Genomic DNA, 21820 nt, shown 5'->3' on the forward strand with positions numbered 1-21820 from the left:
CCATCTATCACTCCAGTGCCTTGACGGTCATGGGGGTGGAGCCGCCGCCGGCGTTGCGGGCGATGATCTGAGGTCGGCTCACGGTCGCTGCCACCGGATGCAGCTAACTTGTCCAAGGCCCGGGGCTGGGGCGCCGCGGAGGTGGCGGCGCCGTGAATCACCTGCGTGTTTCCTGTGTGCGGCGCACGGCTGATGCGGGTAACTGGACTTTCTGTTCTCAGTAGTTACTTGGATCGTGTGACGTGCTAAATGCATAAGGCCAGGTGGAGGGCGTTTGGGCGGGTCGTCAGCTAGCGGGCGGTTTGAGGGCTGTTTGGTTAGTGACCAGAGGATTTGGGTTACTTGCGGGTAGCTTCCGTCGAATTGACGCCCGTCAAAATTATTAGCCGCACAGGGAGCTAAAAGCCATTTAAACTGCGTATATATGCAGCCGACACGATAGCCATCTCTCAGTTTCATCGGTCTAAATCAGGAAATTTTCATTTTTCACTAGACATCGCAAGTTTATCCGGAGTAGCTTTCGCCTTGTTCATGTCGGCAGTTGCCGGGCAGGGCGACCGTCGAGATGTGTCGGGCTTACGCGATATGCGGAGCACAACATAAGGAGACGGTCGTGCAGCAAACTCTTCGCCCCTACGTCACCGCCGGCATCGTGATGGTCGGGAGCGGCTTGGTCGCGGTCACCCCGGTGGCCACCCCGGTGGCAGAAGTCTCCGTCGTCCGGGATGTGGCGCTGACCGCCGACGGCGGCATCGTAGGCAGCCTGATCGGGACCTGGCAGGACGTCTGGAATGAAACCTCGGACAATGTTTCCCGGCTTCTGCAGAACTACTACCTGGCGCCGAATGTCAGCTTCCAGCAGTTCCTAGCCAACCAGGGCGACTTCTGGCAGCAGGTGTTCGACGACCCGACAAACCTCAACAGTGTCATGGCGCAGATGCAGGACAACCTGGAGAAGGTGCTGACCGGCTACTCGCTGGGGGGTGCGTCCGACGAAACCATTGCGACCGTGCATAACCACATGCTCAGCACGGGGAACGGCGTCACCGACCTTCTCGGCCACATCGGGCTGGTGCAGCTGCTGCCGCAGTTCCTGCCGGCCGGTATCGACCCCGCGATGGTGACACCGATCGTCAACTTTCTGTCGTCGCCGCTGAGCGGGATGATCATGGGCATGATCGGCCCGGGCATCAGCCCGTGGGTGGCGCTGCTCAACAGCATCGAAGCGAACGACAGTTTCACCGACACCCTGGCCAACATGTCCGGAGCGTTCTTCAACGGCGCAACACTGAGCCTGGATTCATTGCTGCCGCTGATCAACCACGCTGGATTCTTCCCGCCGGGGCTGAGCATGGAACATCTCGACATCGCGTTCGGCGGGTTGTTCACTCCGGGCTCGGTGGCCGTCGGCCCCTACGAGGTGCTGGGCACCGGCGGACAGGTCGTCGATTCGGTTCCCGCAGTGGGCGGTTCGATCTTCAACAGCATCGGCCTCGACCTGGGTGGCGTGCCCCTGCTCGGCAGCCTGAGCATCGCCAGCCAGGCGATCGGTCCGATCGGGGCCTGGCTGGCCTGGGACCAGACCATCGGCGCGCTGCTCGGATCCGGTTGGGACGGCAAGGGACCCGTCGTGGTCACTCCACCCGGTGCCGGGATCGACCTACCCGACATTCCGGACGTCCCACCCCCCGACATCAGCGACACCGACCCGGGTTCGAGCCTGTCCACCGACTGGCTGGGCGACTTCTTCGGACTCTTCAGCTGATTCGACTCCGTGACTCGATCCCAGACCCAACTACTCGATAGCACTGCTTTCACACAGGAGAGGTGTTCGCACATGACTCAGCACAGCAGCAGCCGAAGTGGCCGTCGCGGTAAGCGGGTGATCGGTGCCGGCAGCGCGGTGGGTGCGTTCCTGGCATTCGGGATGGCGCCGATGGTCAGTGCGCCGGCCGCCCAGGCCGACGACTTCGGGCTGGACAGTCTGTTCGACTTGTTCTTCGACCCATCACCGGCCGATGGCGGCGCCGATTGGTGGGCCAACGGTCTGGACTGGCTCACCGGCTCTGACAGTTGGTCGGCGGCTCTGGAGCCCGGCGTTGCCGCCGGTGGCGGCTTCGACATGGCCAGCATCATCGACCAGTGGTTCTACACACCGCTGCACACCGGCCTGGAGTTGTGGATCAACAGTGACTTGGGCTCCATGGTCAACGGCTGGATCAACGACATCGCCGGGGTCTACCTGATCGGCGACGGCGCGGCCGGCACCGCGGAGAACCCCGATGGTGGCGCGGGTGGTCTGTGGTTCGGCGACGGCGGTGCGGGCTGGGACAGCGACACGGCCGGAGTCGACGGCGGTAACGGCGGCAACGCCATCGGCATGATCGGCAACGGCGGCGCCGGTGGCGATGGTTTCGGCGGCAGTGACGGCGGCGACGGCGGGGCTGGTGGCATCTTCATGGGCAACGGCGGTGCCGGCGGCGCTGGTGGAGCCGGTATCGGCGCGGGTGGCGCCGGTGGCGCCGGTGGCGCCGGTGGTGACGGTGGTTTCTCGGCGGCGTGGTTCTTCGGTAATGGCGGCGTCGGCGGCGTCGGCGGCAACGGGATCGACGGTGCCGCCGGATCCTGGACCGCGGCAACCAACCCCGGCAATGGCGGAGCCGGCGGTAGCGCCGGCAACGGTGGCGCCGGTGGCCGCAGCGGGTACATGTTCGGCAGTGGTGGCGATGGCGGCAATGCCGGTGTCGCGGGTAACGGTGGCGCCGGCGCTGCTGGGAACGCCGAGAATCTCACTGGCGGCAACGGCGGCAGTGGTGGTGCCGGTGGCTACAGCGGGGAGGCCGGTGCGCGGGCCTCCGCCGGCGTCTACGGCTCCGCACTGTACGGACACGCGGGCAATACCGGGACGGTCGGCGTCGGCGGGAACGGCGCGGCCGGCGGCGACGGCTACAAGGATCCGGTCACCGGCGACTACCTCGGCGACGGCGGCCGGGGAGGATCCGGCGGCTATGGGGCGGGGACTGTTGGCGGCAACCCCTACGACGGGGTCAGCGGCGGTCACGGCGGGAACGGCGGCGCCGGCGGCGACGGCATCAACGGTGGTCGCGGCGGTGACGGTGGTAGCGGTGGTTCCGCCGGTGGCGGCGCTGCGGCAGGCACCGCCAATAGTGGCAACGGTGGCAACGGCGGCGCCGGCGGCAACGGCCTAGCCGGAGACGGCGGGCGGGGCGGTGACGGCGGCGGCACGGGTCTGGCCAACACCAGCGGCGTCAACGGTCACGGCGGCAACGGTGGCAACGGCGGTAACGGTGCGGCCGACCAGAGCATCAAGGCCACCGGCGGTGCCGGCGGTAACGGCGGCACCGCCAACTTCGGCGGCGTCAGCGGCAACGGCGGTAACGGCGGCACCGGTTCCTACGCCGGCGGTAACGGCGGCAACGGCGGTAGCTCGAGCGGCGCCGGTGACGGTGGTAACGGCGGAGCGGGTGGCGCCGCGTCCGGTTGGAAGGACGTCAACGGCGACCAGTTCGAGGCCGGGACCGTCTTCGGTCAGGGCGGCAACGGCGGTGCCGGCGGTGCCGGCGGCAGCAACGGCGGCTACGGCCAAAGCGGCGGACTCGGAGGTAATGGTGGCGCCGGCGGCAACGGCCCCACCGCCAACGGGACCGTCGGCGTCGGCGGCAACGGCGGTAACGGCGGTGCCGGTGGCGGCGCCGTCACAGGCAAAGACGGCCTGGCCGGCGGTAACGGTGGTGCCGGCGGTAACGGCAGCGCGAGCGGCGGCAACGGCGGCAACGGCGGTGCTGGTGGCACGGCCACTACCGGACTCGGTGCCAATGTCACCGGTGTCGGCGGTGACGGCGGCGCAGGCGGGGCCGGAGGCAACAGCGGCGGGGTGGCGATGCCCACCAACACCCTCGGCCTGACCAGCCAGGCTGGTAACGGGGGTAACGGTGGTGCCGGTGGGATGGCCCAGTTCAACACCCCCGGTAACGGCGGTGCCGGTGGTGCCGGCGGCAATGCGTCCGGCAGCGTGGACGCCGGTAACGGCGGTAACGGTGGCGCCGGCGGTATGGGCGGCAGCGGCAACATCGGCAGCAGCTTCCCGAAGGAGGCCGGAGGCGACGGGACTGTCGGGTACACCGGCGGCACCGGTGGCGTCGGCGGGGCCGGTGGCACCGCCCAGGCCGGTGACGGCGGAGCCGGCGGTAAGGGCGGTACCGGCGGTATGGGCGGCACCGGTGGCGCCGGCGGGAACGGCCGCGTCGATGACGACGGCAACGGCCTCGACGGCGGCAACGGCGCCGCGGGTGGCGTTGGCGGAGTCGGCGGCGCCGGTGGCGCCGGCGGGGCCAGCACCACCGGCGCCGATGGGACCGGCGGCAATGGCGGAGACGGCGGCGTCGGTGGAACCGGCGGCAACGCCGGGAACAGCGGTGTTCCCACTGGGACCGGTAAGGCTGGGGCACCCGGAAACCCGGGCACTGGCGGCACGGGCGGCGCCGGTGGCGCCGCCGGCAGCCCGGGCGGCACGCCGGGCGGCACCGGGGCTACCGGGGCCGACGGTCAACCGGGCACCTGAGCCGAGGGGTCAGTCGCGGTCGCTGGGTCCATCACGGACTCGGCGACCGCGGCCGGTTATGTGGCGCAAGATAATCCGGGAAGAGCTCGGGAATGACGTTCTCTAGGAACGATGCAGAGGGCTTTTGATCTGCTCACAGGTCTCGGCGATCTCCGATACCTGCGGCCGACTCAACGGGCCGATGAAGTGGGCCCGGACCGAATCTGCATAGGTGGCCATGGCTTCTTCCACGGCTTCTCGCCCTTTGGCGGTGATGGACAACAGCACCCGGCGGCGATCCCAGGGATCAACGCTCCGCTGTAGCAGGCCATGCTCTTCGAGTCGACGGATATGTCTGGTGAACCGGCTCGGAAGTGATGGCAGGGACTTGGGAAGATCGCCCATTTGGATTCGGCCGGTGGGGGATTCGCCCAAGACGGCGAGCACGTCCACCTCGATCAGTGAGAGTTGGTGCGCATCATTCAACCGCTGGTCAAGCATCGCGGTCATTCGCAGCGTGGTTGCCAAATAACTTTGCCACGAATCGTATTCGTCAGCATCGAGTTCGCAGCCACTACATCGGGGATGGCTCATCGCACGCTCGCCATCAGGCGATGCTAGCCCGACATCGGTTTCCAGTCAGCAGATTTCGTGAATCGGTGATTTACCGCGGTACGTAAAACTCCACCAGCGCTGCCGATCCCAGTTCCACGTCCGCCCAACTGCCGGTGACGTGAAGAACGGCGATTCCCGACGTCGGGTACTTCTCCGAGATCCGTTGGGCTACGTCCGCCTCGGTGCCGGGGCCGGCCAGTCCCAGTGCGACGCTCGACATCGCCGGCTCGTGACCGATCACCAGCAGCGTGTCGACGTCATCGGGCACGGTGTTGATCGTCGCGATCACGGTTCCGGGGGCCGCGTCATAGAGATCGTCGACATAGCGCACCGGGGCGGCCAGCGCCGTCCGCTCGTAGGTCGCTCGGGTGCGGGCGGCGGTCGAGCACAGCGCCGCATCAACGGCCGGCTCGTGGGCACGCAGCCAGTCCCCGGCCAGCCCGGCCTCTCGGATCCCGCGCGTCGCCAACGGACGTTCGTGGTCGGTCGCCCCGGGCGGATAGTCCGACTTGGCGTGCCGCAGCAGGATCAGGGTGCGGTGAGTGCTCACCCGCTCCAGGGTAGGGGGTGGCCGATATCGGCCGCGCTATCCGATTCGCAACGATCTCACCGTGATCCCGGTGGTGCTGAAGTGTCGGATGTGGCACACGAGTACGACGCGCGGTTCGGGTTTGCGGACCTGCCGATCGAGGTCCGCGGGCTTGTCGGTGACCGGCCATACACTCGCGATGCCCGGCCGCCGGCCCGGCGGAAAGGGTCAGGACCGACATGCGATTCGTGCACACCGCCGATTGGCAGCTCGGCATGACCCGGCACTTCCTGGCCGGCGACGCCCAGCCGCGTTACTCGGCGGCCCGGCGCGATGCAGTGGCCGGGCTGGGAGCGCTGGCGATGGAGACGGGCGCGGAGTTCGTGGTCGTCGCCGGCGACGTGTTCGAGGACAACCAACTCGCCCCCGAGGTCATCAGTCAGTCCCTGGAGGCCATGCGCAGCATCGGGGTACCGGTTTATCTGCTACCTGGAAACCACGATCCACTCGACGCCGCTTCCATCTACACCAGCGCGTTGTTCACCGCTGAGTGCCCGGACAACGTGATGGTGCTTGACGGCGCCGGCGTGCACCAGGTCCGCCCCGGCCTCGAGATCGTCGCCGCGCCGTGGCGATCCAAGCGCCCCACGACCGACCTGGCGGCCGCCGCACTGGACGGCCTGGCCGCCGATGGCACTATCCGGGTCCTGGTCGCTCACGGCGGTGTCGACGTGCTGGACCCCGATCCGAACAACCCGGCACTGATCCGGGTGACTGCCTTGCACGACGCCCTGTCTCGCGGGGCGATCCACTATGTCGCCTTGGGGGACAAGCACTCTCGCACCCAGGTCGGGGAGACGGGCCGCATCTGGTATTCCGGTTCGCCGGAAGTCACCAACTTCGACGACATCGAATCCGACCCCGGCCACGTGCTGGTGGTCGACATCGATGAGGCCGATGGCGCCGTGAGCGTGGACTCGCGCCACGTCGGCCGATGGCGTTTCCTGACGCTGCACCGCCAGCTCGACACCGGACGTGACGTTACCGATCTGGATATCAACCTCGACCAGCTGCCGGACAAGGAACGCACCGTCGTTCAGCTGGCGCTGACGGGTTCACTCAGCGTCACCGACCGGGCCGCCCTCGACGTCTGTCTGGACCGGTATTCTCGGCTGTTCGCCTGGGTGGGCACCTGGAAACGTCATACCCACCTGGTGGTGGTCCCCGCCGACGGCGAATTCTCTGACCTCGGAATCGGCGGTTTCGCCGCTGACGCGGTCGAGGAACTGGTCGCCGCCGCCCGCGGCGTCGACACCGCTGCCGACGACGCCCATGCCGCGCTGGCGCTGCTGCTGCGCCTGATCGATCGGGGAGTGGCATGAGACTGCACCGGTTGGAGCTGACCAACTACCGCGGTGTGGCGCACCGGGAGATCGACTTCCCCGACCACGGCGTGGTGGTGGTGTCCGGCGCCAACGAGATCGGCAAGTCCTCGATGATCGAGGCGCTGGATCTGTTGCTGGAGTCCAAGGACCGCTCCGCCAAGAAAGACGTCAAACAGGTCAAACCCACCTACGCTGATGTCGGTGCCGAGGTCACCGCGGAAATCAGCACCGGCCCTTACCGTTTCGTCTATCACAAACGATTCCACAAAGCCCCCCGGACGCAACTGACCATCGTCGAACCGCGCCGCGAGCAGCTCACCGGCGATGAGGCGCACGAGCGGGTCCGCGCCATGCTGGACGAGACCATGGACACCGGCCTCTGGCAGGCCCAGCGAGTGTTGCAGGCGTCCTCGACGGCGGCGGTGGACTTGTCCGGATGTGATGCGCTGTCGCGGGCGCTGGACGTCGCCGCCGGTGACACCGCCACCCTCAGCGGAACCGAGCCCGTGCTCATCGAGCGCATCGATGCCGAGTTCGCGCGCTACTTCACGGGGACGGGGCGTCCCACCGGGGAGTGGGCCGCTGCCATTGCCGCGCTGGCCGCCGCCGACGCCGAGGTGGCGCGCTGTGCCGAGTTGCTCGCCGAAGTGGACGACCGGGTGCACCGGCACGCGGAGCTGTCCGAGCAGTTGGCGAGATTGACCGACGAGCAAGCCGCCGCGGATGCCCGGCACGGCGCGGCGCAGGCCGCCGGCGCCGCGATCGCGGAGTTACGCGGCCGGCTTCGCGACGCGCAGTTGGTGGCCACCGCGGCCAAAGCCACTGGTGCCGCGACGGACAGCGCCCACGCCGAGCGGATCCGGCAGCGCGGCGAACTCGAATCCCGGGCGGCCGCGATCAGCCTGCTGGACAACGAGATCGACGGCGCCGCCGCGGCGCAGGGCACCGTCGATACCGACGCCGCCGCGGCCGACACCGCTGCGGCCGACGCCGCGCAAGCCGTGGTCGCCGCCACCGAACGCGCCGCATCCGCCCGTCGCATTGTCGACCAACTCGCCGCTCGTGATGAGGCGGATCGGCTCGCTGACCGGCTCGCCCGGCTCGACGCCACCGACCGCCAGCTCGCCGAGGTGGCGGCCGAGTTGGCGCAGATCGTCGTGACCGAGCCGATCCTGCGCCGGATCGAAGAGGCGTCGGCGGCCTGCGACCGGAGTGAGGCGTCGCTGGCCGCGATCTCGGCGACCCTGGAGCTCGCCGCGATCGCCGACATCGACTTGGTGATCGCCGGCGAACCCACGGCGCTGCCCGCCGGCCAGAGCTGGTCGGCCACCGTCGCCGACGGCCTCGAGGTCGAAGTGCCCGGCCTGCTGCGGGTGCGTGTTCGCCCCGGCGACAGTGCTCGTGAGGCCAATGTCAAACATGCTGCGGCACAAGCCGAACTTGCCGATGCACTGGCGGCGGCCGGCGTGACCGATCTGGCGCAGGCGCGCCACGCCGACCAACGGCGCCGCGAACTCCAGGGCGTCCGCGACCAGCTGGCCGCCACCCTGGCAGCGTTGCGCGGTGACGAGGAGATCGAGGCGTTGCGTACCCGGCTGACGCGGCTGCGCGCCGAGCAGGGCGAACTCCCCGCCGGGGTCACTCCCGAGCAGGCCCGCGCTGACCGTGACGCGGCCGAGGCCCTACGGACGCAGGCTGGCATCGACTGCGAAGCCCTGCGCCGCGCCGCCCAGGATACGACGGCGCGTCGCACGGAAGCCGCGACGCGGCTGGCGCTGCTGCGCGACAAGGTGGCGGCGCAGCGCGGTGAGTTGGAGGCGGTCAGCCAGCGTCTTGCCGCACAGCGGGCGACGGTCAGCGATGACGAACTGGCGGACGCCGCCGAGTCCAACGCGCAGGCTTTGCGCACCGCCGAGCAGCGCGTGGCGGACTTGTCCGAACAGCTGGGAGCCGCCGCACCCGAGGCGATCGATGCCGAACTGGCCGCAGCGGACATCGCGGCGCAGGCGCTGCGGGCCCGGCACGCCGAGACCTCCCGCGCGCTGCACGAGGTGGAGGTCGAGCTTGGCGTGTTCGGCACCCAGGGGCGGCGGGGCCAGCTCGACGCGGCACAGGCCACGCGGGAACACGCTGCGGCCGAACACGATCGGATCGGTCGCCGGGCACGCGCGGCGGCGTTGCTGCGGTCCACGATGATCCGCCACCGCGACGACACCCGACGGCGCTACGTCGAGCCGTTCCGCGCCGAGATCCAGCGGTTGGGCGCTCATGTGTTCGGTGCCGATTTCGAAGTCGACGTCGACACCGACCTGAAGATCTGCGCGCGCACCCTTGGCGGGCGCACCGTTCCCTATGAGTCGCTGTCCGGTGGCGCCAAGGAACAGCTGGGCATCCTGACCCGGCTGGCTGGTGCGGCGCTGGTGGCCAAGGAGGACAGCGTCCCGGTGGTGATCGACGACGCTCTCGGCTTCACCGACCCGGACCGGTTGGAGAAGATGGGCGCGGTGTTCGACGCGGTCGGTTCCCACGGCCAGGTGATCGTGTTGACCTGCAGTCCGGATCGCTACCGCAGCGTCACCGACGCCCACCGCATCGACCTGACCGCTTAGCTAATACGGAGTATTACTGGCTGGCCCATGGATTGATCAACTCGACGCCGAGGTCTCGGAAATGCCGGATATTGCGGGTGGCAAGCGCCGCCTTTCTGGCGACGGCGATTCCAGCGATCTGGACATCACGCACCTCGACGGGGCGGCCCTCGCGACTGCCCCGGGCCGCGAGGCCGGCAGCGGCCACCGCGGCCGGCTGATCGAATGTCTGCACGCGACCGTCGAGGTCCTCGGCGAGCAGTTGCGTGAACGCCAGCTCGAGGCGCCGACGACGCTGGCTTGGCTCGAGTAGTTCCAGTCCGGTCCACACCTCGAAGACGCTGACGGATGTCGTCCAGATCGACTCGGCGGGCAGGCCGTCGAGCCACCGCACCACCACGTCGTCTGGCCGCTGCTGCATCAGCGCGGAGATCACGTTGGTGTCGAGCAGGATCACTGGTCGCCGAACTCCGCCGGGCGCACAGGATGTCCGCGCAGCTCATCGATCTCCCCGTTGAGACCGACTTTGGCGAATCGAGCCGAGATTCGTGAGCCGAGTCGAGCTGGCGGCTCGTCGGCGTCTCGGACCGCGTTGCGCAGGATCTCGCGCACCTCCTCTTCGGTACTGCGGCCGTGTCGGCGGGCGCGCTGGACCAGCTTCTGTTTGACGTCGTCATCAAGCTGACGGATCAGTATCTGAGCCACGTCAGAATGATATCGTGCTATCACCAGATGGCCACCTCGCTTTCGTGGCGCCGAGAACCTCACCGATCATCGGTTCACCGACGGCATTGCACAATTCAGTGCTGCGTCAGCGGGCGCCGAACCAGGTGGTCAAGGCGTCGCTCAATCCGGCGGCTGACCCGTCGCCCACCCATGCGACATGACCATCCGGACGGATCAGCACGGCATCGGGTGCCGCTACGGCGCCCAGAACCGGCAACTCCCACGGGCCGTCGTAGCGGGCATCCATCGCTGTTACCCGGTCAGCCCACGGGATGATGTCGAAATCCCAAGGGGTGCCGAAGTTCAGCAGGGCGCCGCGACCGTCATGCAGCAGCGAGAAAACCGCCATTGTGCCGGCCGGCGTGGCCACCTCCAGGTCGGGCATCCTTCGACCCAGCAGGGGATGCCCGTCGCCGAGGTCGTAGTGAATGTCTAAGCCGCACATCATCGACGCGATCCGCCGGCGCGGCTCGTCGAGGCTTAGCAGTTCGGCCATGATGTCCCGCAGGGCGTCCACCCGGGGCCCGGGTTCCAGCAGCGTGCCCTGGGCCAGGGTGTTGTGCAGTACGCGGGCGCCGACCGGATGACGCTCGGCGTGGTAGCTGTCCAACAGGGCCTCGGGTGAGGTTCCGGCGAGCACCTGGGCCAGCTTCCAGCCGAGGTTCACCGCATCTTGCACACCGGTGTTGAGGCCCTGCCCGCCCGCCGGGGAATGCACATGTGCGGCATCGCCGGCCAGCAACACCCGCCGGTCACGGTAGCGTTCGGCCTGCCGGGTCACATCGGTGAACCGGCGGACCCAGCGGACATTGTGCAACCCGTAATCGGTACCGCGCCGCGAGATCAGGGCTTGGCTGACATCGTCCTGGGTCGGCTCCTCTCCGGACTCCAGCTGCGGTGCGGTCACCATCACCCGCACCGGCCCGTCGGCCTCGAGGCGGAAGAACGAGTGGATCCCGACGTCGTCGCGGTGCAGCCCCCAGGGCGGCTCCTCGGTCAGATCGGCCTCGGTGATCAGGCAGATGGCCGTCGGGTCCCAACCGGGAAACGCGATTCCGGCCATCTTGCGGATCTGGCTGCGCCCGCCGTCGCACCCGACCAGATACGCGGCGCGCAGCGTGGTGCCGTCGGAGAGTTCGACGTCGACGCCACAGTCATCCTGCGCGAAACCGATCACGTCACGGCCGTGGTAGATCCGCACACCCAACTCGTTGACCCAGTCGGCGAGGGTGCGCTCGACGCGGTACTGCGGCAGGCCGACGGTGTAGTTGTGCCGGGTCGGCAAATCGCTGATGTCCAACATGATCCACGCGAAGTGACAGATCTGGCCGATACGCCCCTGCGCCAGGAACCGGTCGACGATTCCGCGCTGGTCGAGGATCTCGATGGTGCGCGGGGTGATACCGCCCGCCCGCGAGCCGATCAGGTCATGGCCGTCGCGTCGCTCGACAATCACGACGTCGACCCCGGCCAAGGCCAGCTCGCCGGCCAGCATCAATCCGGTCGGGCCGGCGCCGACGATCACCACTTGATGCTCGGTCATCAGTCTTTCAGGAATCCGATCACGGTGTAGTCCAGATCCGCCAGCCCCGGCGCCCCGAAGTTGGCCAGCGAACTGCGTACCGCCACATTGCCGGTGGTCTGAATCAGCGGCAGGCTGAATCCCTCGGCCCACAGCAGGGCATCGACCTCATTGGCCCGGGCTCGGGCCACCACCGGGTCGAGCGCCTCCAGTGTCTCCTCGATCTTGGCGTCGATGGCCGGGCTGCCGATCTTGCCGAAGTTGGCCTCCCCGTAGGACGCGGAGATCTGGTTCAGCCCAGCCAGCGGGAATGCGTCACCGACCCAGCTGAATTGGGCGATGTCGAAGTCGCCGACGTTGACGTAGTCGGTGAAGAAGCCGCCGCCGGCCTTGGCGTCCAGCTGCAGCTTGACCCCGATCTGGGCCAAGTTGTGCTGCGCCACTTGGGCGAATTGGCGGGTGCTCGACGCGTCGTAGAACAGGTGGCGGATCACCAGCGGTCGACCGTCCTTCTCCCGGAACTTCCCGTGCAACCTCCAGCCGAGCTCGTCGAGTTCGCGTGCGGCACGCTGGGGGTCGTAGGCCACCACCGCGCTGTTGTCCTGGTAGCCCTCCTGGCCGGCGACGTAGATGTGGTTGTTCAGCGGAACCGGGTCGGCGGTCAGGCCGCGCTGGGTGACCTTGGCGATGGTGGACCGGTCGATCCCGCGCATGACCGCCAGCCGCAGCGCCTTGTCGGACAAGATGGCGCCTGGCGCCCCGTTGAAGGTGAAGTGGTTCCAGGCCGGGGTCGGTGCCCGCCTGATCGCGATGCCCTCGGTGCGCCGCGCGATCGTCAACTGATCCAGGGTGGCCACCCCGGTGGCGTCGATGGTGTGGTTCTGCAGCGCCGGCATCCGGGCGGCCTCGTCGAGCACCAGGTAGGTGATGGTGTCCAGCTTCGGTGTCCGGCCCCACCAGGCGGGGTTGCGGGTCAAGGTGATCCGCTGGCTGGTGCGATCCAGCGTCGACAGCACGAACGGCCCGGCCGAGGGACCCGGCTTGCTGAGCTGAGCCTTGTTGAAGGTCTGCGGGTCGCCGGTCATGCTGGCCGGCAACAGCATCGAGTTGCCCGCGAACATGCCCCGCCACTCCGCGTAGGGCTTGGCGAAGCGCATCACGGCCTGCCGGTCGTCGACTCCACGGGTCACCGAGGCGACCCGCTCAGCGCCGTTGGTGGTGGCGATCGCGTACCCGCTGTCGGCCCCGCTGGTGGCCTGGATCTGGCTGGCGATGTCTTTCCAGGTGAGCGGTGTCCCGTCGCTCCACACCGCTTTCGGGTTGATCGTGTAGGTGACCACCTGGGGGTTGGTGCCGGTCAGCTCCACACTGGTGAAGTAGTCGGTGTCCACCGTCGCCGAGCCGTCCGGCCCGATGGTGAACGCCCGCGGCATGGTGGCTTTGAGCATGGCGGCGTTCTCGGCCAGGTTGCCGTCGATATGCAGCGGGTTGAAGTTCGGCGGGAACTGCGTCATGGACAGCCGTAGGTTGCCGCCGTCGCGCAGCTTCGCCGGGGCCTGCGGGTTGATGTCGCTGGCGGTCCCGACCGTCGCGGTGCCCTCGGGCGCGGTGATATCGACTGCCGCGCATCCGCTCAGCGCCAAACCGGCAGCTGACATGGCGGCCACCACGGTGGCCACCACCCCGTTGACTCTGCGTCCAGGGCGGCCTCTTCTCGCACAACGTCGCCGTGAGTGCAGAGTCAATGTCCTATTCATGAGCGCGGCACCGCGGCCAGTAGGCGGCGGGTGTAGTCGTGTTGCGGATTGCCGAAGACCTGATCGGCCTCGCCCTGTTCGACGATCGCACCGGCGAACATCACCGCGACCCGGTGCGCCAGGTGCTTGACCACCGAAAGGTCATGCGACACAAACAGGTACGACAGTCCGAGTTGCTGCTGCAGATCCAACAGCAGGTTGATGATCCCGGCCTGAATCGACACATCGAGTGCGGACACCGGCTCGTCGAGCGCGAGGATCTTCGGCTGCAACGCCAGAGCCCGGGCGATGCCGATTCGCTGCTTCTGCCCGCCGGAGAACTCCGAGGGGTAGCGCAGCGCGTCGCCGCGGCGTAGTCCCACCAGCTCCAAAAGTTCGGCGACTCGGGCATGGATGGCGGCCTTGTCGGAGCCGTTGGCACGCAGGGGCTCTGCCAGGAGTTCGAAGACCGGCAGCCGGGGATCCAGGGAAGCGACCGGATCCTGGAACACCACTTGCAGATCACGCCGCAGGGCGCGACGGCCGTCCCTCTTCAATGCCGCGACGTCGGTGCCGAGCACTTCGATCGACCCGGACTGCGGCGCGGTCAGCTCCAGGATCTGGTGCAAGGTGGTGGATTTGCCCGAGCCGGATTCGCCGACGATCCCCAGCGTGCGGCCCTGCTGCAACTCGAAGCTCACGCCGTCGACGGCGCGCACCTCACCGGCGCGCCGGCGCAGCACGCCCTTGGTCAGCGGATAGGTCTTGACCAGGTCGCGGACCCGCAGCACGGTGGGGGACTCGCCGCAGACCGCGGCCGCCACCTCGGTGCGCACGCCATAGATGTCGGCGGCGCTGCGCCCGATCACCTGATCGGTGTGAATGCATGCCGCCCAATGGTTCTCCCCGACACTGAGCAGCTCCGGCTCAGCGGCCAGGCAGTCGTCGGCGGCCAATGGGCAGCGCGGGGCGAATGGACAACCCGTATCGACCCCGGCTGTCAATGACGGTGGTGCGCCCGGGATCGGCACCAATCGCGTGCCCTGCGGGGCGTCCAGGCGGGGCACCGAACCCAACAGTCCCACCGTGTAGGGCATCCGCCGGTCGGAGTACAGAACCTCGACCGGTGCGGACTCGACCACCCGGCCGGCGTACATCACCAGTGCTCGGTCGGCGAATTCGGCGACCACCCCCAGGTCGTGGGTGATGATCAGCACCCCGGCGCCGGTCACGTCCCGCGCGGTCTTGAGAACCTCAAGGATCTGCGCCTGCACGGTGACGTCGAGCGCGGTGGTGGGCTCGTCGCAGATCAGCAGGTCCGGGTCGCAGGCGATGGCGATGGCGATCACCACCCGTTGCCGCTCACCGCCGGACAGTTCGTGCGGAAACGCCCGCGCCCGCTGCTCGGGCCTGGCGATCCCGACCAGTTCCAGCAGCTCGACCGCACGTCGGCGCGCCGCGGCGCGGCCCACCCGGGGCTGGTGCACCTCGATGGCCTCGGCGATCTGATCGCCCACGGTGTACACCGGTGTGAGCGCCGACATCGGGTCCTGGAACACCATCCCGATCGAGGCGCCGCGGAACTTCGACATCGCGGTGTCGCCCAGCCCGATCAGCTGCGTGCCGGCCAGCCGCACCGATCCGGACACCTGCGCATGCTCGGGCAGCAGCCCCATCACGGCCATCGCCGCCGCGGATTTCCCTGAACCCGATTCGCCGACCATCGCTACCACTTCGCCGGCGTCGACGTGGTAGCTGATGCCGCGCACCGCACGTACCGCGTCGGGGCCGGTGCCGAACGTCACGGCCAGGTCGGAGACTTCCAGCAGGGTGCTCATCGGCGGTCCCGCAGCGTCGCGGCATCGGGGTCCAGCGCGTCACGCAGACCGTCGCCGGCGAGGTTGGCGCAGACCAGGATGGTGATCAACACCCCGGCCGGGAACAGGAAGACCCACGGGAAGGTAATGGCCGATGCGGTGCCGTCGGCGATCAGGGTGCCCAGCGAGACGTCGGGCGGTTGGATGCCGAAACCCAGGTAGCTCAAACCGGTTTCGGCCAGGATCGCCACCGCGACATTGAGTGCGGTGTCGATGATCAAGATGGACGCCACGTTGGGCACCACATGGTCGATGATGATGCGTCGGCTGGAGACGCCCATATAGCGTGCGGCCCGGATGAATTCGCGTTCCCGCAGGCTCATGGTCAGCCCGCGCACCATGCGGGCGCTGATCATCCAGCTGAACCCGGCCAGCAACAGCACCAGCAGCGCGATGTTGCCGCTGTTCTTGGTGCGTGGGGTGATGATCGCGATCAGGATGAAAGCCGGTACCACCAGCAGCAGGTCGACCAGCCACATCAGCACCCGGTCGCGCCATCCGCCGAAATAGCCCGAGATCGCTCCGACGGTCGCGGCGATCACCGTGGAGATCAGCGCCACGCACACGCCGATCAGCATCGACTTCTGCATGCCGCGCAGGATCTGGGCCAGCAGATCCTGGCCCAAAGCGTTGGTGCCCAACCAGTGTCGAGCACCCGGTGGAACCAGCAGCGCGTCGTAGTCGAGGTCGGTGTAGGAGTAGGGCAGCAGGCCGGGCAGCGTGTAGCAGCCGACGAACATCACCGCCAGCAGGGCCAGCGCGGCCACGGCGCTGCGGCTGCGCAGGAATCGGCGCAGCACCAGGGTGCGCCGCGAAGCGAACTCGATCTCGGCGGGGCGGGTCATGACACCCGCACCCGCGGGTCGAGCATCGCGTAGATGACGTCGGAGAGCAGTCCGGCCAGCAGCACCACCGCACCGGAGAACACCGTGATGGCCGCGACGATATTGGTGTCCTGGGTCGCCACGCCCTGCACCACCCATTCGCCCATGCCGTGCCAGCCGAAGATCTTCTCGACGAACACCGCGCCGGTGACCAGGCCGGCCACCCCGTAGGCGAACAGTGTCGCCATCGGGATCAGCGCGGTCCGCAGCCCGTGTTTGAACAGGGCGCGACGGCGGGTCAGGCCCTTGGCCCGCGCGGTGCGGATGAAGTCCTGGCCGAGCACGTCGAGCATCGCGTTGCGCTGGTAGCGGCTGAAGCTGGCGGCCGCGCCCAGCGCCAGTGTCAGCGACGGCAACACCAGGTGCTGCAGCCGATCGGCCAGCCCGGGCCAGAAGCCGGTGACCAGCCCGGGGGAGGTTTCCCCGGTGTAGTCGAACAGTTGCGCGCCCAGGGCCCAGTTCACCCGCAACGCGCTGAGGATCACCAGGTTGGCCAGCACGAAGGTCGGCACCGAGAGAACCAGCAGCGCCGCCATGGTGATGACCCGGTCGGATATTCGGTACTGGCGCACCGCCCCCCAGGCGCCGGCCACCACGCCGATCACGGTGCCGGCCAGGGAACCGACGACCAGCAGCCGCAGGCTGACCCCGATGCGCCGGCCCAGTTCCCCCGAGACCGGCTGACCGGTGACGGTGACCCCGAAGTCGCCGCGCACGGCGTGGGTGGCCCAGTGCGCGTAACGCAGCGGAATCGGCTTGTCCAGGCCCAGTTCGGTGGCCTTGGCGTCGATCACGGCCTGCGGCGGACGCGGGTTGCGTTGCATCAGGCTGTCCAGCGGCGCGAAGGCCAACGAGGTCAGGCAGAACGTCAGGAACGATGCGAGACCCAGCAGCACCAGGTAGTTCAGCGCCCGGCCGGCCAGAAACCGCGTCATGGCCAAAAGGGTAGAGGGTGCCGTGGACCCCCACCCCTTTCCCACCACCGCGAGCGTGCGTGTCTGTCCGCGACACACCGGGGAGATCTGTACGTCTACGCACGCTCGCGGCGGGGGAGGCGGCCGTCCGGAGACGATTTTTTGCGTGATTTTTACCCGTGATCTCCCCGGGTTCGTTCACTAGGCTGCGCTGCACCGCGACAGAGGAGAAGACCTGTGACCGTCACCGATGACTACTTGGCGAACAACGCCGAATACGCGAAGACCTTCAAGGGTCCACTGCCCATGCCGCCGAGCAAGCACGTCGCGGTCGTCGCCTGCATGGACGCCCGCCTCGACGTCTACCGGGTGCTGGGGCTCAACGAGGGCGAGGCGCACGCCATCCGCAACGCCGGGGGCGTGATCTCCGACGATGCGATCCGTTCCCTGGCGATCAGCCAGCGGCTGTTGGGCACCCGCGAGATCATCCTGATCCACCACACCGACTGCGGAATGCTCACCTTCACCGACGACGACTTCAAGCGCTCCATCCTGGAAGAGACCGGCATCCGCCCGACATGGTCGGCCGAGGCATTCCCGGACCCGGTCGAGGACGTCCGTCAGTCATTGCGACGGGTCAAGGCCAGCCCGTTCATCACCCAGACCACGTCGCTGCGCGGGTTCGTCTTCGACGTCGCCACCGGAAAGCTCAACGAAGTCAGCCTGTAGCTGCTCCCTTTCCCGGGGGCGAGGATCCCGACGAGGGTGCGCACATGTCCGTGTCTGAGCGGCGTGTCGGCGTACAGACACGCACGCTCGCGCGGGGGGAGGCGCACGAAGGCGGCCGGGCCGCGTAGATCACATTGACAGCGAGACAGTGCGGCTGGTTGCATAGCCGGCTATAACCAAGAAATATGGTAAGTCTCACCAAGATTATCGGGTATCTCTGGCAAGGAAGTCATGACCAGTAACGTCACCGCGCCCCCCGAGGCCTCCACGGCCGGGCACTATCAGCTCACGCATCTGCGCACCCTGGAGGCCGAGGCCATCCACATCATCCGGGAGGTGGCGGCGGAGTTCGAACGTCCAGTGCTGCTGTTCTCCGGCGGCAAGGACTCCATCGTCATGCTGCATCTGGCCGTCAAGGCGTTCGCGCCGGGCCGGCTGCCGTTCCCGGTGATGCATGTCGACACCGGCCACAACTTCGACGAGGTCATCGCCGCCCGCGACGAGCTCGTCGCCCAGACCGGGGTCCGGCTGGTGGTCGCCTCGGTGCAAGACGACATCGACGCCGGACGGGTGGTCGATGACGGGCCGTCGCGCAACCCGCTGCAGACCGTCACGTTGCTGCGGGCGATCCGCGAGAACAAGTTCGACGCCGCGTTCGGCGGTGCCCGCCGCGACGAGGAGAAGGCTCGCGCCAAGGAGCGGGTGTTCAGCTTCCGTGACGAGTTCGGCCAGTGGGACCCCAAGGCCCAACGGCCCGAGCTGTGGAACCTCTACAACGGGCGGCATCGGGCCGGCGAACACATCCGGGCGTTCCCGCTGTCGAACTGGACCGAGTTCGACATCTGGTCCTACATCGGCGCCGAGGAAATCGCCTTGCCGTCAATCTATTTCGCGCACCAGCGCAAGGTGTTCCGGCGTGACGGCATGCTGCTGGCCGACCATGAGTTCCTGCGCCCCGTCGACGGGGAAGAGGTGTTCGAGACTTCGGTCCGGTTCCGCACCGTCGGCGACGTCACGTGCACGGGTTGTGTGGAATCCACGGCGGCCACCGTGCAAGAGGTGATCGACGAGACCGCGGTGTCGCGGCTGACCGAGCGCGGGGCGACTCGCGCCGACGACCGGATCTCGGAAGCAGGCATGGAAGACCGCAAGAGGCAGGGGTATTTCTGATGGGTGCGGCAACCACGCTGCTTCGTATCGCCACGGCCGGATCGGTCGACGACGGCAAGTCCACGCTGATCGGGCGGCTGCTGTTCGACTCGAAGGCCGTCATGGAGGACCAGCTGGCCTCGGTCGAGCGCACCTCCCGGGAGCGCGGTCACGACTACACCGACCTGGCCCTGGTCACCGACGGTCTGCGCGCCGAGCGCGAGCAGGGCATCACGATCGATGTCGCTTACCGCTACTTCGCAACGCCCAAGCGGAAATTCATCATCGCCGACACCCCGGGGCACATCCAGTACACCCGCAACATGGTGACCGGAGCCTCGACCGCCCAGCTGGCGATCGTGCTGGTCGACGCGCGGCACGGGCTGCAGGAGCAGTCCCGCCGGCACACCTTCCTGGCGTCGCTGCTGGGGATCCGTCACATTGTGTTGGCGGTCAACAAGATGGATCTGATCGACTGGGACGCCGAGAAGTTCGAAGCGATCCGCGACGACTTCCACTCGTTCGCCACCCGCCTGGACGTGCACGACGTGACGACCATCCCGATCTCGGCGCTGCTCGGCGACAACGTGGTGACCAAGTCCGACAAGACGCCCTTCTACGATGGTCCGGCGCTGCTGAGCCACCTCGAAGAGGTCTACATCGCCGGTGACCGCAACCTGGTCGACGTGCGGTTCCCGGTGCAGTACGTGATCCGCCCGCAGACCCACGAACACGCCGATCACCGCAGCTACGCCGGCACGGTGGCCAGCGGTGTACTGCGTCCCGGCGACGACGTCGTGGTGCTGCCCTCGGGCAAGCCGAGCCGGATCGCCGCGATCGAGGGTCCCAACGGCACAGTGGCCGAAGCGTTTCCGCCGATGGCGGTCTCGGTGAGCCTCACCGACGACATCGACATCTCCCGCGGCGACATGATCGCCCGCACCAACAACCAGCCGCGCGTGGTCCAGGACTTCGACGCCACCGTGTGTTGGATGGCCGACGGTGCGACGCTGCAGCCGGGCAACGACTACATCATCAAGCACACCACCCGGACCACCCGGGTGAAGGTGATGGCGCTGGACTACCGCCTTGACGTCAACACCTTGCACCGCGACAAAGAGGCGAACACGTTGAAGCTCAACGAGCTCGGCCGCGTCTCGCTGCGTTCGCAGGTGCCGCTGATGCTCGACGAGTTCACCCGCAACGACGCCACCGGCTCGTTCATCCTGATCGACCAGGCGACCAACGGCACCGTGGCCGCCGGCATGGTGCTGCGCGACGTCTCGCCGCGCGTGTCGAGCCCCAACACGGTGCGCCACGAGTCGCTGGTCACCGCGACCGACCGGTTGTCCAAGGGCCGCACCGTGTGGCTGACCGGCCTGTCCGGCGCGGGCAAGTCGTCGGTGGCGATGCGTGTCGAACAGCTGTTGCTCGAAAGGGGCACGCCGGCTTACGTTCTCGACGGCGACAACCTGCGGCACGGCCTCAATGCCGACCTGGGCTTCTCGATGGCCGACCGTGCCGAGAATCTGCGGCGGCTGGCGCACGTGGCCACCTTGCTGGCCGACTCCGGCCAGATCGTGTTGGTGCCGGCGATCAGCCCGCTGATCGAGCATCGCCAGCTGGCCCGCCAGGTGCACACCGACGCCGGGTTCGACTTCGTCGAGGTGTTCTGCGACACCTCGTTGGAGGAGTGCGAGCAGCGTGACCCCAAGGGGCTCTACGCGAAGGCGCGCGCGGGACTGATCACGCACTTCACCGGTATCGACAGCCCGTATCAGCGGCCGCGGAACCCCGACGTGCGGTTGAGCTCGCAGAACAGCGTCGACGAGCAGGCCCGCCAGGTCATCGCGGCGATCGACGACCGCAAGTGAACGATCACCAGCTGGCCGCGCACCTGGCCGCCGAGGCGGGCCGGCTGCTGCTGCGTGTCCGCGAGGAACTGGCCGACGCGACAGAGGCGGAACGGAAGGCGGCCGGCGACCAGCGTTCGCATGACTTCCTGATGGCCGCACTGGCCAGTGAGCGGCCCGACGACGCGGTGCTGTCCGAGGAGGGCGCCGACAACCCGGTCCGCCTGGCCGCCGAGCGGGTGTGGATCGTCGACCCGCTGGACGGCACCCGGGAGTTCAGCGAACTCGGCCGCGACGACTGGGCCGTGCACGTGGCGCTGTGGCAAGCCGGCGAGTTGTCCGCCGGGGCGGTGGCGCTGCCCGCGCGGGACAGCACGCTGGCCACCCCGACGGTTCCCGCCCCGCCCGCATACCAGGGGGCGCCCCGCATCGCGGTGTCACGCAGCCGTCCGCCCGCGATCGCCGAAGCGGTTCGCGAGCGACTGGACGGCGTGCTGGTGCCGATGGGCTCGGCGGGGGTGAAGGTGGCCTCCGTCGTGGCGGGCACCACCGATGTCTACGTGCACGCCGGCGGGCAGTACGAGTGGGACTCGGCCGCGCCGGTGGCGGTGGCCCGGGCCGCAGGACTGCACACCTCGCGCATCGACGGTTCACCGCTGGTCTACAACCGGGCGGACCCATTGCTGCCCGACCTGGTGGTGTGCCGCCCCGAATACGCGCAAGAGGTGCTCGCAGCGATCAGCTGACCCGCC

17 protein-coding genes are annotated in these 21820 nt (G+C 68.2%); 8 read left to right on the plus strand and 9 right to left on the minus strand.

Annotated features, from left to right (window positions below; translation table 11 throughout):
• The first annotated feature begins 613 nt into the window (after positions 1-613).
• A complete protein-coding gene (gene gjpA / locus ACJH5R_RS21655) occupies positions 614-1765 on the plus strand; it encodes an outer membrane porin GjpA (RefSeq protein WP_406782880.1) in 1152 nt (383 codons plus the stop codon).
• A gap of 72 nt (positions 1766-1837) precedes the next feature.
• On the plus strand, positions 1838-4582 hold the full coding sequence (locus ACJH5R_RS21660) for a PGRS repeat-containing protein (RefSeq protein ID WP_406782881.1): 2745 nt from the start codon (positions 1838-1840) through the stop codon (positions 4580-4582).
• Between the two features lie 102 nt (positions 4583-4684).
• On the opposite strand, the gene ACJH5R_RS21665 is transcribed toward ACJH5R_RS21660, so the two are convergent.
• Together ACJH5R_RS21665 and ACJH5R_RS21670 are read right to left on the minus strand one after the other, a co-directional pair.
• On the minus strand, positions 4685-5155 hold the full coding sequence (locus ACJH5R_RS21665; RefSeq protein ID WP_406782882.1) for a MarR family winged helix-turn-helix transcriptional regulator: 471 nt from the start codon (positions 5153-5155) through the stop codon (positions 4685-4687).
• A gap of 70 nt (positions 5156-5225) precedes the next feature.
• Positions 5226-5726 (minus strand): SixA phosphatase family protein, encoded by a 501-nt coding sequence (locus ACJH5R_RS21670; RefSeq protein WP_406782883.1) that lies wholly within the window; start codon positions 5724-5726, stop codon positions 5226-5228.
• Between the two features lie 218 nt (positions 5727-5944).
• Between ACJH5R_RS21670 and ACJH5R_RS21675 the strand changes: the two genes are divergently transcribed.
• A complete protein-coding gene (locus ACJH5R_RS21675; RefSeq protein ID WP_406782884.1) occupies positions 5945-7087 on the plus strand; it encodes an exonuclease SbcCD subunit D in 1143 nt (380 codons plus the stop codon).
• Positions 7084-9699: an AAA family ATPase gene (locus tag ACJH5R_RS21680; RefSeq protein ID WP_406782885.1), complete on the plus strand. Its 2616-nt coding sequence runs from the start codon at positions 7084-7086 to the stop codon at positions 9697-9699. The genes ACJH5R_RS21675 and ACJH5R_RS21680 overlap by 4 nt, the downstream gene beginning before the upstream one ends.
• 13 nt (positions 9700-9712) lie before the next feature.
• On the opposite strand, the gene ACJH5R_RS21685 is transcribed toward ACJH5R_RS21680, so the two are convergent.
• The 7 genes from ACJH5R_RS21685 to ACJH5R_RS21715 form a co-directional block, all read right to left on the minus strand.
• Positions 9713-10135 carry a type II toxin-antitoxin system VapC family toxin gene (locus ACJH5R_RS21685; protein WP_406782886.1) on the minus strand — a complete coding sequence of 141 codons (423 nt, stop codon included), beginning with the start codon at positions 10133-10135 and terminating at the stop codon, positions 9713-9715.
• Positions 10132-10383: a FitA-like ribbon-helix-helix domain-containing protein gene (locus ACJH5R_RS21690; RefSeq protein WP_406782887.1), complete on the minus strand. Its 252-nt coding sequence runs from the start codon at positions 10381-10383 to the stop codon at positions 10132-10134. The genes ACJH5R_RS21685 and ACJH5R_RS21690 overlap by 4 nt, the downstream gene beginning before the upstream one ends.
• Positions 10384-10489: 106 nt before the next feature.
• Complete coding sequence (locus ACJH5R_RS21695) at positions 10490-11947, minus strand: FAD-dependent monooxygenase (RefSeq protein WP_406782888.1); 1458 nt, start codon at positions 11945-11947, stop codon at positions 10490-10492.
• Positions 11947-13584: an ABC transporter family substrate-binding protein gene (locus ACJH5R_RS21700; RefSeq protein WP_406782908.1), complete on the minus strand. Its 1638-nt coding sequence runs from the start codon at positions 13582-13584 to the stop codon at positions 11947-11949. The genes ACJH5R_RS21695 and ACJH5R_RS21700 overlap by 1 nt, the downstream gene beginning before the upstream one ends.
• A gap of 95 nt (positions 13585-13679) precedes the next feature.
• Entirely contained in the window at positions 13680-15500 is a 1821-nt protein-coding gene (locus ACJH5R_RS21705; protein WP_406782889.1) for a dipeptide ABC transporter ATP-binding protein, read from the minus strand.
• A complete protein-coding gene (locus tag ACJH5R_RS21710; RefSeq protein ID WP_406782890.1) occupies positions 15497-16384 on the minus strand; it encodes an ABC transporter permease in 888 nt (295 codons plus the stop codon). The genes ACJH5R_RS21705 and ACJH5R_RS21710 overlap by 4 nt, the downstream gene beginning before the upstream one ends.
• A complete protein-coding gene (locus tag ACJH5R_RS21715; protein WP_406759974.1) occupies positions 16381-17358 on the minus strand; it encodes an ABC transporter permease in 978 nt (325 codons plus the stop codon). The genes ACJH5R_RS21710 and ACJH5R_RS21715 overlap by 4 nt, the downstream gene beginning before the upstream one ends.
• A gap of 216 nt (positions 17359-17574) precedes the next feature.
• Between ACJH5R_RS21715 and ACJH5R_RS21720 the strand changes: the two genes are divergently transcribed.
• The 4 genes from ACJH5R_RS21720 to ACJH5R_RS21735 all read left to right on the plus strand — a co-directional run bounded on the left by ACJH5R_RS21720 (position 17575) and on the right by ACJH5R_RS21735 (position 21814).
• A complete protein-coding gene (locus ACJH5R_RS21720; protein ID WP_406782891.1) occupies positions 17575-18066 on the plus strand; it encodes a beta-class carbonic anhydrase in 492 nt (163 codons plus the stop codon).
• A 231-nt stretch (positions 18067-18297) separates the two neighbouring features.
• Complete coding sequence (cysD, locus tag ACJH5R_RS21725; RefSeq protein WP_406782892.1) at positions 18298-19236, plus strand: sulfate adenylyltransferase subunit CysD; 939 nt, start codon at positions 18298-18300, stop codon at positions 19234-19236.
• The gene (gene cysC, locus ACJH5R_RS21730) at positions 19236-21089 is read left to right on the plus strand and encodes an adenylyl-sulfate kinase (RefSeq protein WP_220696053.1); all 1854 of its coding nucleotides are present in this window, start codon (positions 19236-19238) and stop codon (positions 21087-21089) included. The genes cysD and cysC overlap by 1 nt, the downstream gene beginning before the upstream one ends.
• Positions 21086-21814 carry a 3'(2'),5'-bisphosphate nucleotidase CysQ gene (locus tag ACJH5R_RS21735; protein ID WP_220696054.1) on the plus strand — a complete coding sequence of 243 codons (729 nt, stop codon included), beginning with the start codon at positions 21086-21088 and terminating at the stop codon, positions 21812-21814. The genes cysC and ACJH5R_RS21735 overlap by 4 nt, the downstream gene beginning before the upstream one ends.
• The last annotated feature ends 6 nt before the right edge of the window (positions 21815-21820 follow it).

The organism is Mycobacterium sp. SMC-19 (assembly GCF_045310815.1).
In the GTDB taxonomy this organism is placed as follows: domain Bacteria; phylum Actinomycetota; class Actinomycetes; order Mycobacteriales; family Mycobacteriaceae; genus Mycobacterium.

What these genes read in the sequence shown, in the direction of transcription:
- ACJH5R_RS21710 (WP_406782890.1), bottom strand. Translation starts at nt 16,384, where the DNA reads ATGACCCGCCCCGCCGAGATCGAGTTCGCTTCGCGGCGCACCCTGGTG.
- ACJH5R_RS21665 (WP_406782882.1), bottom strand. Translation starts at nt 5,155, where the DNA reads ATGAGCCATCCCCGATGTAGTGGCTGCGAACTCGATGCTGACGAATAC.
- ACJH5R_RS21660 (WP_406782881.1), top strand. Translation starts at nt 1,838, where the DNA reads ATGACTCAGCACAGCAGCAGCCGAAGTGGCCGTCGCGGTAAGCGGGTG.
- ACJH5R_RS21700 (WP_406782908.1), bottom strand. Translation starts at nt 13,584, where the DNA reads ATGTCAGCTGCCGGTTTGGCGCTGAGCGGATGCGCGGCAGTCGATATC.
- cysD (WP_406782892.1), top strand. Translation starts at nt 18,298, where the DNA reads ATGACCAGTAACGTCACCGCGCCCCCCGAGGCCTCCACGGCCGGGCAC.
- ACJH5R_RS21675 (WP_406782884.1), top strand. Translation starts at nt 5,945, where the DNA reads ATGCGATTCGTGCACACCGCCGATTGGCAGCTCGGCATGACCCGGCAC.
- ACJH5R_RS21705 (WP_406782889.1), bottom strand. Translation starts at nt 15,500, where the DNA reads ATGAGCACCCTGCTGGAAGTCTCCGACCTGGCCGTGACGTTCGGCACC.
- ACJH5R_RS21715 (WP_406759974.1), bottom strand. Translation starts at nt 17,358, where the DNA reads ATGACGCGGTTTCTGGCCGGCCGGGCGCTGAACTACCTGGTGCTGCTG.
- ACJH5R_RS21695 (WP_406782888.1), bottom strand. Translation starts at nt 11,947, where the DNA reads ATGACCGAGCATCAAGTGGTGATCGTCGGCGCCGGCCCGACCGGATTG.
- ACJH5R_RS21680 (WP_406782885.1), top strand. Translation starts at nt 7,084, where the DNA reads ATGAGACTGCACCGGTTGGAGCTGACCAACTACCGCGGTGTGGCGCAC.
- cysC (WP_220696053.1), top strand. Translation starts at nt 19,236, where the DNA reads ATGGGTGCGGCAACCACGCTGCTTCGTATCGCCACGGCCGGATCGGTC.